This window comes from Actinocorallia longicatena (assembly GCF_039534125.1).
Lineage (GTDB): Bacteria > Actinomycetota > Actinomycetes > Streptosporangiales > Streptosporangiaceae > Actinocorallia > Actinocorallia longicatena.
In genome coordinates this window covers 76,065-87,958 of sequence record NZ_BAAAUV010000019.1, presented here as the reverse complement: position 1 = coordinate 87,958, position 11,894 = coordinate 76,065, and the positions used below count along the sequence as shown (strand labels likewise).

At 70.9% G+C, this 11,894-nt stretch carries 11 protein-coding genes; 8 read left to right on the top strand and 3 right to left on the bottom strand.

Annotated features, from left to right (window positions below; genetic code table 11):
- The first annotated feature begins 63 nt into the window (after window positions 1–63).
- The 8 genes from ABD785_RS29560 to ABD785_RS29525 all read left to right on the top strand — a co-directional run bounded on the left by ABD785_RS29560 (window position 64) and on the right by ABD785_RS29525 (window position 8,709).
- Window positions 64–1,101 carry a LacI family DNA-binding transcriptional regulator gene (locus ABD785_RS29560; protein ID WP_344834881.1) on the top strand — a complete coding sequence of 346 codons (1,038 nt, stop codon included), beginning with the start codon at window positions 64–66 and terminating at the stop codon, window positions 1,099–1,101.
- A 69-nt stretch (window positions 1,102–1,170) separates the two neighbouring features.
- Complete coding sequence (locus ABD785_RS29555; protein WP_344834878.1) at window positions 1,171–1,830, top strand: L-ribulose-5-phosphate 4-epimerase; 660 nt, start codon at window positions 1,171–1,173, stop codon at window positions 1,828–1,830.
- A 32-nt stretch (window positions 1,831–1,862) separates the two neighbouring features.
- On the top strand, window positions 1,863–3,353 hold the full coding sequence (gene araA, locus ABD785_RS29550) for an L-arabinose isomerase (protein ID WP_344834876.1): 1,491 nt from the start codon (window positions 1,863–1,865) through the stop codon (window positions 3,351–3,353).
- Between the two features lie 42 nt (window positions 3,354–3,395).
- Window positions 3,396–4,373 carry an ABC transporter substrate-binding protein gene (locus ABD785_RS29545; protein WP_344834873.1) on the top strand — a complete coding sequence of 326 codons (978 nt, stop codon included), beginning with the start codon at window positions 3,396–3,398 and terminating at the stop codon, window positions 4,371–4,373.
- Window positions 4,374–4,440: 67 nt separating this feature from the next.
- Window positions 4,441–5,952 (top strand): sugar ABC transporter ATP-binding protein, encoded by a 1,512-nt coding sequence (locus tag ABD785_RS29540; protein ID WP_344834870.1) that lies wholly within the window; start codon window positions 4,441–4,443, stop codon window positions 5,950–5,952.
- Window positions 5,949–7,016 carry an ABC transporter permease gene (locus ABD785_RS29535; protein ID WP_344834868.1) on the top strand — a complete coding sequence of 356 codons (1,068 nt, stop codon included), beginning with the start codon at window positions 5,949–5,951 and terminating at the stop codon, window positions 7,014–7,016. The genes ABD785_RS29540 and ABD785_RS29535 overlap by 4 nt, the downstream gene beginning before the upstream one ends.
- Window positions 7,013–8,020 (top strand): galactofuranose ABC transporter, permease protein YjfF, encoded by a 1,008-nt coding sequence (gene yjfF, locus ABD785_RS29530; protein ID WP_344834864.1) that lies wholly within the window; start codon window positions 7,013–7,015, stop codon window positions 8,018–8,020. The genes ABD785_RS29535 and yjfF overlap by 4 nt, the downstream gene beginning before the upstream one ends.
- A 53-nt stretch (window positions 8,021–8,073) precedes the next feature.
- Window positions 8,074–8,709: a class I SAM-dependent methyltransferase gene (locus ABD785_RS29525; protein ID WP_344834861.1), complete on the top strand. Its 636-nt coding sequence runs from the start codon at window positions 8,074–8,076 to the stop codon at window positions 8,707–8,709.
- 11 nt (window positions 8,710–8,720) lie between these two features.
- Here ABD785_RS29525 and ABD785_RS29520 read toward each other — a convergent pair whose 3' ends face one another.
- The 3 genes from ABD785_RS29520 to ABD785_RS29510 form a co-directional block, all read right to left on the bottom strand.
- Entirely contained in the window at window positions 8,721–9,533 is an 813-nt protein-coding gene (locus tag ABD785_RS29520; protein ID WP_344834858.1) for an adenylate/guanylate cyclase domain-containing protein, read from the bottom strand.
- A gap of 115 nt (window positions 9,534–9,648) precedes the next feature.
- Entirely contained in the window at window positions 9,649–11,166 is a 1,518-nt protein-coding gene (locus ABD785_RS29515; RefSeq protein ID WP_344834856.1) for a serine/threonine-protein kinase, read from the bottom strand.
- 239 nt (window positions 11,167–11,405) lie between these two features.
- The gene (locus tag ABD785_RS29510) at window positions 11,406–11,771 is read right to left on the bottom strand and encodes a TraR/DksA family transcriptional regulator (protein WP_344834854.1); all 366 of its coding nucleotides are present in this window, start codon (window positions 11,769–11,771) and stop codon (window positions 11,406–11,408) included.
- Between the last annotated feature and the right edge of the window lie 123 nt (window positions 11,772–11,894).

The following is an 11,894-nucleotide window of genomic DNA, read 5'->3' as shown; positions in this document are numbered from 1 at the left end:
GACATCCGGAAGTGGTACCGCAAACATTCGTGACACACGCCACATCGGACGAAGGGGGGCGAAATGGAAGAGATCAGAAGCGGGCGTACGGCCGAGCGACGGCCGGCGGTCATGGACGACGTGGCCGAGCTGGCCGGGGTCTCCGCCATGACCGTCTCCCGGGTGCTCAACTCCCCGGAGAAGGTGCGGCCGGCGACCCGGGCCCGTGTCCTCGCCGCCGTCAGGGAGCTGGACTACCGGCCGAACCTCGCCGCACGCGTCCTGGTGACCGGGCGCTCCGGCGTCCTCGGGGTGGTCAGCTTCGACACCACGCTCTACGGCCCCGCCTCCACCCTCTACGGGATCGAGCGCGCGGCCCGCGAGCACGACTACGTGATCAGCATCGTCAGCCTCAGCGCCCTCAACCGGAAGTCGATCGGCGAGGGGGTGGACCGGCTCCGCGGCCAGAACGTCGACGGGATCATCATCGTCGCGCCGCACGAGTCGGCCGCCGAGGGGCTGCGGGACCTGCCGCCCGAACTGCCGATCGTGGTGGTGGGGGCGGCGGAGGACCTGCCGTTCCCCCTCGCCTCGGTCGACCACCAGGCCGGGGCGGTCCGCGCGACCCGGCATCTGCTCAGCCTCGGCCACGAGACGGTCCGGCATCTCGCGGGACCCGCCAACTGGGTCGACGCGCACGCCCGGGTCACCGGATGGCACGAGGCGCTGACGGCCGAGGGCCGCGAGATCCCCGAGATCCTCATCGGGGACTGGTCGGCCCAGTCCGGCTACCAGCTCGGCAAGCTGATCGCCCGCGATCCCGAGCTCACGGCCGTGTTCGCGGCCAACGACGCGATGGCCCTCGGCCTGCTGCGCGCCCTGCGCGAGGCCGGCCGCGGGGTCCCCGGCGAGGTGAGCGTCGTGGGCTTCGACGACGTTCCCGAGTCCCCCTACTTCTCCCCGCCGCTCACCACCGTCCGGCAGAACTTCGGCGACATCGGACACCGCGCGTTCAAGCTGATGCTCGACCGCATCGGCAGCCCCGCCGCCGACGGCGCCCGCCCGCGCCGGATCATCGAGCCCGAGCTCGTGGTCCGCGAGAGCACCGGCATCAGGCGCTAGCCGTCCCCGTCCCTTCGTCCCGCCGCCGTCACGCCCCGCTGAATGTTATCGCTAACACCCGAGGTTGGAATGAACGAGTTCGAACATCCGCTGCTCCGCAGGGAACTGGTGGACCTGCACAGGGTCCTGGTCGAGTCGGCGCTCGTCGCCTGGACGGCGGGGAACGTCTCGGCGAAGGTCGACGACCGGCACTTCCTGATCAAGCCCAGCGGTGTCGCCTACGAGAAGCTGACCCTCGGCTCGATGGTGCTCTGCGACCTCGACGGCCACCCGGTCGAGCCGGACGGCCTCAAGCCGTCGAGCGACGTGTTCGCCCACGCCTACGTCTACCGGCACCGTGCCGACGTCGGCGGAGTGGTGCACACCCACTCCGCCTACGCCACCGCCTGGGCCGCCCGCAACGAGCCCATCCCGTGCGTGCTCACCGCCATGGCCGACGAGTTCGGCGGCGAGATCCCCGTCGGGCCGTTCGCGATGATCGGCGGCGAGGACATCGGCAAGGGCGTGGTCGAGACGCTCGCCGGCCACCGCAGCCCCGCGGTCCTGATGCGCAACCACGGCGTGTTCACCATCGGCGGCTCGCCCCGCGCGGCCGTCAAGGCGGCGGTGATGTGCGAGGACGTGGCCAGGACCGTGCACCTGTCGCGGCAGCTCGGCGAGCCCCTCCCGCTGGACGGGGCCGACATCGACCGGTTGTACGACCGCTACCAGAACGCCTACGGCCAGTGACCGCCCCCACCACCCCCGTTGAGGAGACCCCGATGACCGACCGCGAGATCTGGTTCCTGACCGGCAGCCAGGGACTGTACGGCGAGGACACGCTCCGCCAGGTCGCCGAGCAGTCCCGGACGATCGCGGACCGGCTCGGAGCGGACCTCCCCCTCAGGGTGAGGTGGCTGCCGGTGCTGACGGACTCGGCCGCGATCCGCCGGGTCTGCCTGGAGGCCAACGCCGACGACTCCTGCGTCGGGCTGATCGCCTGGATGCACACCTTCTCCCCGGCGAAGATGTGGATCGCCGGCCTGGACGCCCTGTCCAAGCCGCTGCTGCACCTGCACACGCAGGCCAACGTCGATCTGCCCTGGCACTCGATCGACATGGACTTCATGAACCTGAACCAGGCCGCCCACGGCGACCGGGAGTTCGGCTTCATCCAGACCCGCCTCGGGGTGGCCCGCAAGACCGTCGCCGGTCATGTGAGCGACCCGTCGGTGAGCGGCCGGGTGGCGTCCTGGGCGCGGGCGGCCACGGGTGCGCAGGAGCTGCGGACCCTCAAGCTCGCCCGGTTCGGCGACAACATGCGGGACGTCGCCGTGACCGAGGGCGACAAGGTCGAGGCCCAGCTCCGGTTCGGTGTGAGCGTGAACACCTACGGCGTCAACGATCTCGTCGAGGTCGTCGACCAGGTCTCCGACGCCGCCATCGACGAGCTCGTCAAGGAGTACGAGGGCAGCTACACCGTCGCGCCGGAGCTGCGCCAGGGCGGCGAGCGCCACGCCTCGCTGCGGTACGGCGCCCGGATCGAGCTCGGCCTGCGGTCCTTCCTCACCGACGGCGGATTCAGGGCGTTCACCACGAACTTCGAGGACCTCGGCGGGCTGCGGCAGCTACCGGGCCTGGCCGTGCAGCGGCTGATGGCCGACGGCTACGGCTTCGGCGGCGAGGGCGACTGGAAGACCTCGACCCTCCTGCGCACGCTCAAGGCCGCCGCCACGGGACTGCCCGGCGGGACCTCCTTCATGGAGGACTACACCTACCACCTGGCGGACGGGCAGCAGGTCATCCTGGGCGCCCACATGCTGGAGGTCTGCCCGTCGATCGCCGCGGGCCGGCCGTCCCTCGAGATCCACCCTCTCGGCATCGGGGGCCGGGAGGACCCGGTACGGCTGGTCTTCGACGCCGAACCCGGACCCGCGCACGTCGTCGGCCTGGCCGACATGGGCGACAGGTTCCGGCTGGTGGCCAACGAGATCGAGGTCGTGCCGCCGCTGGAGCCCCTGCCGAAACTGCCGGTCGCGCGTGCGGTGTGGAAGCCGCTGCCCGACCTGGCGACCTCGGCCGAGGCATGGCTCACGGCCGGTGCGCCCCACCACACGGTGCTCACCGCCGCACTCGGCGCGGAAGAACTCGACGACCTCGCGTCGATGGTCGGGGTCGAACTCCTGATCATCAACGCGGGCACCGAGCTGCGCCGCTTCACCCAGGAACTCCGCTGGAACCAGGCCTACCACCGCCTGGCCCAGGGGTTCTGACCACCCCGCCCCACCCACCCCCCCGGAAGAAGGATCATCCCCATGTTCAAGAGAATCCTCGTCCTCGCGGCGAGCGCCTCGCTCGCGCTGACGATGACCGCCTGCGGTTCCGACAAGGACTCCGGCGGTTCCGGTTCCGGCTCCTCGAAGATCGTCCTCGGCTTCTCCCAGGTCGGCGCCGAGTCGGGCTGGCGCACGGCGAACACCAAGTCGATCCAGGCCTCGGCCGGGACCGCCGGCATCGAGCTGAAGTTCTCCGACGCCCAGCAGAAGCAGGAGAACCAGATCGCGGCGATCCGGTCCTTCATCAAGCAGAAGGTCGACGTCATCGGCTTCTCCCCGGTGGTCGTCACCGGCTGGGACGCCGTCCTCAAGGAGGCCAAGGCCGCCAAGATCCCGGTCGTCCTCACCGACCGCGCCGTCGACTCCGACCCGTCCCTGTACGTGACCTTCATCGGCTCGGACTTCGTCGAGGAGGGCAAGAAGGCCGGCCAGTGGCTGGTCGACGAGTACAAGGACGCCAAGGAGCCGGTGAACATCATCCAGCTCGAGGGCACGGTCGGCTCCGCCCCGGCGATCGACCGCAAGAAGGGCTTCGAGGAGGTCATCGGCTCCAACCCGAACCTGAAGGTCGTGGCGTCGCAGTCGGGCGACTTCACCCGGGCCAAGGGCAAGGAGGTCATGCAGGCGCTGCTCAAGGCGAACAAGGACGTCGACGTGCTCTTCGCGCACAACGACGACATGGGCCTGGGCGCCATGCAGGCGATCGAGGAGGCCGGCCTGACCCCCGGCAAGGACATCAAGATCGTCACGATCGACGCGGTGAAGGACGGCATGACGGCCCTGTCCGAAGGCAAGTTCAACTACATCGTCGAGTGCTCCCCGCTGCTGGGCGACCAGCTCATGGCGACCGTGAAGAAGGTCAAGGCCGGCGAGACCGTCGAGAAGCGGATCGTCACCGTCGAGACCGTCTTCGACCAGGCCAAGGCCAAGGAAGCCCTCCCCACCCGGCAGTACTGATCGCGACTCCCGCCGCGGCCGTGGCCGCCCACGGCCGCGGCGGGCCCCGCAGAAGAGGAGGACGGCCATGACCGTTCCCGTCCTGGAGATGGAAGGCATCTCCAAGGGTTTCCCCGGCGTCCAGGCCCTCGAGGACGTCGCTTTCCGGCTGTTCCCAGGGGAGATCCACGCCCTGATGGGCGAGAACGGCGCCGGCAAGTCCACCCTGATCAAGGTCCTGACCGGCGTGTACGAGGCCGACGCCGGACTCGTGGCGATCGACGACGTCGGCACCCTGATCCGCGGGCCGCTGCACGCCCAGCGGCTCGGCATCAGCACCGTCTACCAGGAGGTGAACCTCTGCCCCAACCTGTCGGTGGCGGAGAACATCTTCATCGGGCGCGAGCCGCGCCGCCTCGGCCGCATCGACTGGGCGCAGGTGCGCACCCGGTCGGCCGAGCTGCTGGCCAGGCTCGACCTCGACCTCGACGTCACCGCGCAGCTCGGGTCCTACTCCCTGGCGGTGCAGCAGCTCGTGGCGATCGTCCGGGCCATCGACCTGGACGCGAAGGTGCTCATCCTCGACGAGCCGACCTCCAGCCTCGACCGGGGCGAGGTCGCCCAGCTGTTCACCGTGATGCGCAGGCTGCGAGCGGACGGTGTGGCGATCCTGTTCGTCTCCCACTTCCTGGAGCAGATCTACGAGGTCTGCGACCGGGTGACCGTGCTGCGCAACGGCAGGCTGGTGGGGGAGTACCCGCTGGCCGAGCTGAGCCGCTTCGAGCTGGTCTCCAAGATGACCGGCCAGGAGCTGGCGGCGCTGGAGGAGATCGACGAGGCCGCGCCGCGCGTCGAGCGGGGCGAGAAGCTGTTCGCCCTGGAGGGCGTCGGCCGCACCGGGGCGATCGATCCGGTCGACCTCGACCTGCACCGCGGCGAGGTCGTCGGCCTGGCCGGGCTGCTCGGCTCCGGACGCTCCGAACTCGCCCGGCTGATCTTCGGCGCGGACACCGCCGACAGCGGGCGGATCACGGCCGAGGGCGAGGCCGTCGCGCTCAGGAACCCGCGCGCCGCCATCGAGCGGGGCGTCGCGTTCTGCCCCGAGGACCGCAAGGGCGACGGGCTGGTCATGGACCTGACCGTCGAGGAGAACATCATCCTGGCCCTCCAGGCGGCCCGCGGCTGGACGCGCCCGCTGAGCCAGCGCAAGCGCGAGGAGCTCGTGGAGCAGTACATCCGGGCGCTGCGCATCCATCCGCCGCATCCGCAGGCACTGGTCAAGAACCTCAGCGGCGGCAACCAGCAGAAGGTCCTGCTGGCCCGGTGGCTCATCACCCAGCCGAAGCTGCTGATCCTCGACGAGCCCACCCGCGGCATCGACATCGGGGCCAAGACCGAGATCCAGAAGCTCGTCGTCTCGCTCGCGGGCGACGGCATGGCCGTCCTGTTCATCTCGGCCGAGCTCGAGGAGGTCCTGCGGATCTCCCACAAGATCGAGGTGCTGCGCGACCGGCAGCTCGTCGCCGAACTCGACAACGACGGGTCCCTGACGCCCGAACGCATCCTGCAGACCATCGCGAACGGAGCCGCGGAGAAATGAACCGCGCCGAACCCAGGTCCAGGCTCGCCGCCCTTCCCGGCGGCGCCCTGACCAGGCACACCCTGTTCTGGCCCGTGACGGTCCTCGTGGCCCTGCTCCTGGCCAACGTCATCTTCACCCCCAGCTTCCTGTCGATCCACATCCGGCAGGGCCACCTGTACGGCAGCCTCATCGACATCCTGCTGTTCGGAGCCCCGCTCATCCTGGTCGCCCTCGGCATGACGATGGTGATCGCCACCGGCGGCGTCGACCTGTCGGTCGGCGCGACCGTCGCGATCAGCGGGGCCCTGGCCTGCTACCTGATCAGCGAGGGGCACGGCCTGTTCGTTTCGATCACGGTCGCCGTGGTGGCGTCCATGCTGCTCGGGCTCTGGAACGGGCTGCTGGTGACGCGGCTGGGCATCCAGCCGATCATCGCGACGCTGATCCTCATGGTGGCCGGGCGGGGCATCGCCCAGCTCATCACCAGCGGGCAGATCATCACGATCAACAGCGCGTCGTACAAGATGATCGGCGGAGACTACTGGCTCGGCATGCCCTTCGCGATCATCATCGTGGTCGTGGCGCTGGCCGTCACGGTGGTGCTGACCCGCAGGACCGCGCTCGGCCTGCTGGTGGAGTCGGTCGGCGGCAACGCCGAGGCCTCCCGGCTCGTCGGCATCCGCGCCAGCGGGCTGATCATCCTCGCCTACGTGTTCTGCGGGCTGTGCGCGGGCGTCGCCGGTCTGATGATCAGCTCCAACACGCTGTCGGCCGACGGCAACCACGCCGGCCTCTGGATCGAGCTCGACGCCATCCTCGCGGTCGTCCTCGGCGGCACCGCGCTGACCGGCGGCCGGTTCTCCCTCGCCGGGACGGTCGTCGGCGCCCTCATCATCCAGACCCTCGACACCACGATCTACACCGCGGGCATCCCGCCGCGCACGACCCTGGTGTTCGAGGCCGTCGTCGTGACGATCGTGTGCCTGCTCCAGTCCCCGGCCTTCCGCGCGAAGATCTCGCGTCGCCGCCGACGGCCGTCCACCCCGCCCCTCACCGACGCCAAGCAGGAGGTCACGGCATGACCACCGCCTTCGAGGACCTCACCAGGGCCGTCCCGTTCACGCTCCGGCGCAGGCACGTGCCCGTCCTGGTGACGCTCGGCCTGTTCCTGCTGGCCTTCCTGATCGGCGCGATCCGCTACCCCAACTTCGGCACGGGCCAGGTCTTCCTCGACCTGTTCATCGACAACGCCTTCCTCATCGTCGTCGCCATCGGGATGACCTTCGTCATCCTCACCGGCGGCATCGACCTGTCGGTCGGCTCCGTCGTCGCGCTGTCGGGGATGCTGTGCGCGGTCGGCACGATGAAGCTCCATCTGCCCGCGCTGGTCGTGCTCCCGATCGTCCTGGTGATCGGGACCGTGTTCGGCGCCGGCATGGGCTACATGATCCAGGCCTTCCAGATCCAGCCGTTCATCGCGACGCTGGCCGGGATGTTCCTGGCCCGCGGCGTCTGCCTGACCATCAGCGAGGAGCAGATCTCGATCGACAACGGCTTCTTCGACGCCGTCGCGCTCAACTCCCTGCCCCTGCCCGGGGGCACCCACCTCTCTTATGGCGCCGTCATCGCGCTGATCGTGTTCGCCGTGGCGACCTACGTGCTCCAGTGGACGCGCACCGGCCGCAACATCTACGCGGTCGGCGGCAGCGAGCAGTCGGCGATGCTCATGGGGCTCCCGGCCGGGCGCACCAAGATCCAGGTGTACGCGATCAGCGGCTTCTGCTCGGCGCTCGGCGGCATCCTGTTCTCCCTCTACACCCTGTCGGGCGACAGCACCCACGCCGTCGGCATGGAGCTCGACGCCATCGCGGCCGTCGTCATCGGCGGCACGGTCCTGACCGGCGGCTCCGGCTACCTGCTCGGGACGCTGCTGGGCGTGCTCGTCCTGGGGGTCATCAAGACCATCCTCAGCTTCGAGGGCACCCTGTCCTCCTGGTGGACCCGGATCGCCATCGGCGTCCTGCTGTTCGGCTTCATCGCCCTCCAGCGGCTCATCGGCACCCGGCGCAGGACGCGCTCCGCCTGAACCGGCGGGCCGCGTGCGAGCATGGAGGCCGGGATCGGCGTGGGAGGTAGGAGATGCCCGGTGACGAGGAGCGGCGGCCGACGAGCCACGAGCTGAGCGCGGGGCGGCCGTGGGACGAGTCCTACCGCGACGGCCCCGCGCCCTGGGACACGGGACGGGCCCAGCCCGCGGTCGTCGAGCTGGCGGCGGACGGCGCCTTCACCGGGCCCGTCCTCGACGCCGGATGCGGATCGGGGGACAACGCCCTGCACCTCGCGGCCGCCGGGTTCCGGGTGCTGGGCGTCGACGTCGCGGAGACGGCGCTGGCGCTGGCCCGCGGCAAGGCCGCCCGCCTCGGTCTCGACGCCGAGTTCGCCTACGGCGACGCCCTCCGCCTCGACCGGCTGGACCGCGCCTTCGCCACGGTCCTGGACTGCGGCCTCTTCCACACCTTCGACGCCGCGGAACGCGCGGAGTACGCACGGGGCCTGGCCTCCGTGACGGTCCCCGGCGGGCACCTCGTCCTGCTCTGCTTCAGCGACGCCGAACCCGGCACCTGGGGCCCGCACCGCATCCGCCGCGCCGACATCGAGGCCGCCTTCACCACCGGCTGGAGGATCCACTCCATCGGACCCGAACGCCTGGAGACCCACGTGGCCCCGGAGCCGTCGGCGGCGTGGCTCGCCAGGATCGAGCGCGTCGGGCCCTGACGGTGCGGGCGTCAGGCCGGGTCGGGCTGGTGGAGCGGCCAGTCGACGGGATGCAGGGTGTGTTCGCCGTTCAGGCCCTTGAGGGACGTCTGGCGGGGATCGCGGACCCGGAAGCGGGCGGGATCGGGGAGGCCCTTGAGCGTCGCCTCACTGACGAGGATCTCGTCCGCCCTGGCCTGGGAGGCGACCCTCGCGGCCATCGCCACGGTGCGCCCGAAGTAGTCACCGTCACGGGAGACGGCCGTCCCGCGGTGCAGGCCGATCCGGACCGCGATGGGCGTGCGGCGCAGCGCCCCGCTGGACCGGGCGGCCAGCCCGTGCTGGATCGCGATGGCCGCCGCGATCGCCTTCTCCGGATCCCTGAACGCGATCATGAACCCGTCCCCCTGGGACTTCACGATGTGCCCCTCGCGCGGCGTGACGTGCCTGCGGACCAGCAGGTCGTGCGCCTTGAGGATGCGCACCCACGCCCGGTCCCCGACCTGCTCGTTCAGCGCCGTGGAGTTCTCGATGTCGGTGAACATGAAGGTCACGGTCCCGTCGGCCCCGGTGACCCGGACGAGCTCCGCCCGGTCCTCGGCGGCCCACCGCGTCAGGTCCTCCAGCGACTCGATCAGGGTCCCCCCGACACCGTGGCTCTTCAGCCGCGACGCCGCGTCCACCGCGATCTTCATCGCCTTCTGCGTGCCCTGGAGGACGGGGGAGTCCGGCCGGGGCCGCGTCGCCTCCAGCAGAGCCCGATGCCGTCGCCGCTCCCTCCCGAGGAGCAGGGCCAGCACACCCGCGGCGGTCGTGGACACGACGGCGACCGCGGAGACGATCACGAACCAGACGGTGGCGATGGGACCACATCCCTTCGGCGGCTGCGCGACGAGCCGACTCTACCGACAGGTAACTTCGTGTGGTGTCCCGATCTCCTGTGACGTTCCCGGCATCGCGTCAGCGCGGCGTCTCCTCGGGCGCCCCCTCGAACGTCGCGAAGACGGGCGCGAGCGCGGTCCAGGTCCGCGTCCAGGCGTCCTCCGGCGCGGAGACGACGATCGCGTAGCCGTGCCCGTTGAGCGTCAGCCCCCGGCTGAGCACATGGCGTGTGCCGCCCGGCGCCTCCCAGGTGTACTCCCAGTCCGCGGCCTTCCGCCCCGACCTGTCGGCGATCGGCCCGCCCTCGGTGACGGGCGCGATCCGCAGCCGCTGGTAGCCGGACATGGTCGCGCGGATCCCGGGTTCGAGGTCCCGCCAGTCGCCGATCGCGCTGGCGCCGGGCCGCGAGGTCTGGTCGATCTGGATGTACCGGGACCGGTCGGGGGAGTGGAAGAAGTCCCCGCCGTCCTGCCGCTCCGGCCCCGTCCAGCCCTCCGGCACGACGACGGTGTAGCCGCTGGAGTCCTTGTGCCGGGTGAACCCGCCGGGCACGCCTTTCCCGGGTGCGGCGGAACTCGTCGGCGCGCCGGTGGACGGGGTGCTGGAGCTGGGAACCGGCAGGGCACTCACGGCGCGCCCCTTCGACGGATCCCCGTCCCCGGCCGCCAGGAGGTACCCGCCTCCCGCGACGGCCAGCGCGGCCACCCCCGCGGCCACGGGCACCAGGAAGCGCGACCTGGCACGACCCCGTGCGGGAGACGGCGCCTCCTCCGTCACCTCCGCGTCCCCGTCCTCGCCCCCGGAGAGGACGGCGTCCAGCATCTCGACCGCCTCCCCGTGCGTCAGCCGGACGGCCGGGTCCTTCCGCAGCAGCCCGTCCATCACCGGCCAGAGCGGCCCGGCGGCGGCCGCGAACGGCACCTCGTCGGTGACGACCGCTATCAGGCAGGCGAGCGGCTCCTCCCGCCGGAACGGCGACGCCCCCGTGACGGCGGCGTACAGCAACGCCCCCAGCGACCAGAGATCCGAGGCGGGCCCCGGCTTCTCCCCCCGAGCCCTCTCCGGCGCCACCCACGCGGGCGACCCCATGATCCGCCCGCTGACGGTCAGCGTCGCGTCCCCCTCGGCGGTGGCGATCCCGAAATCAGTGAGAATGACCCGCCCGGACTCGGCCAGCAGCACATTCGCCGGCTTCACGTCCCGATGCAGGATCCCCGCCGAATGCGCGACCCGCAGCGCGTCCAGCAACCGCCGCCCGATCTCCCCGGCCCGCCTCCACGGCAGCGGCCCGTCCCCCTCCAGCACCTCCTGAAGCGACCGGGCCTCGACCATCTCCATGACGATCCACGGCCGCCCGTCCTCCTCGACCACGTCATAGATCGTGATGATCCCCGGATCGCTCAGCCGGGCCGCCGCCCGGGCCTCCCTCTTGGTCCTCTCCTTGACGACCTCATGCTCCTCCTCGCTCAACGACGAGTGGAGCAGCACCTCCTTGACCGCGACGTCCCGCCCGAGCACCAGATCCCGAGCCCGCCATACGGTCCCCATCCCCCCATGCCCGAGCCGTTCCCCAAGCTCATACCGCTCCGCGAGCACCCCGCCACCTCCACCAAACCGGCAGACCAAACAAATGCCCCGAAACCAGTAATTATCGCAACCTCGAGGCCGAGAGCCCTCCGAAATGCCGGAAGCCCCCGCCCGGATACGGCTCTGCGCCGAGGCTTCACCCACGGAGCGGGGTGCGACGGCGCACGTTCGCGAGCCTTCCGGCACAGGCGCAAAGCGGATCGGCGCTCAGGGCCTCCCGGCCTTCGTCATCGGACCGGGTAGGGCTTTCAGGTCGCGCAGGTGATGCACGTCCTCGCCGCCGGGCGGGCATCGAGCCGGGCGGGCGCGATGGGCTGTCCGCAGCGTTCGCAGAACCAGTAGTCGCCTGCCTCGAGCCGGATGACGGCTCGGTCGAGGGCTTCGAGGTCGGTGCGGGCGCGGGCCAGGGAGCCGCTCAGCCGGGCGCGTTCGAAGGCGATGGTGGCGCCTTCGGGATCGTGCTCGTCGTCGGCGTTGCTCAGGTCGGTGGACGCGACGAGCTCGTCCCACTGGCGGGCCAATGAGCTGATCAGCCGCAGGGTCTCCGCCCGGGCCCGCTGGATCTGCCGGGACGCCGCCTCCCGGAGCGCCGTCGACCGCTCACGATCGTCCATAGGGCCGTCAACCGCCGGCGGTGTTCCCGATATTCCGGCCGGGCGGTCGAGCCGGGTCCGGCCCGGGCACGGCATTGTGAAGATCGGCGAGATACGCCCGTCCGGCGTTTTCGGTTCTGTGGA